This is a genomic window from Rossellomorea aquimaris (assembly GCF_001877785.1).
In the GTDB taxonomy this organism is placed as follows: domain Bacteria; phylum Bacillota; class Bacilli; order Bacillales; family Bacillaceae_B; genus Rossellomorea; species Rossellomorea aquimaris_A.
On record NZ_MINN01000065.1, the window covers coordinates 1 to 293 of the forward strand.

The 293-nt window shown below is 38.2% G+C and carries 1 rRNA gene; it reads left to right on the forward strand.

The features are described from left to right. A 16S ribosomal RNA gene (locus BHE18_RS02435) occupies positions 1-66 on the forward strand; the annotation flags it as partial. Positions 67-293: the final 227 nt, after the last annotated feature.

Consider the following 293-nt stretch of genomic DNA (forward strand, 5'->3'; position numbering starts at 1 on the left):
CAGATGATTGGGGTGAAGTCGTAACAAGGTAGCCGTATCGGAAGGTGCGGCTGGATCACCTCCTTTCTAAGGAATATTACATGAAACGTTTGACAGTCGAAGTTTTGTTCAGTTTTGATGGTTTGATTACTATCAAAACTTTTTGTCTCTTACGAGACGAAATGGATTTGTTCTTTGAAAACTAGATAAAGTGTTAATTGATAGTCAAGAAATTACCGAGTATCGCCATTTTAGGTTTTAAACCTTATGTAACAACCAATTCGGTTAAGTTATGAAGGGCGCACGGTGGGTTT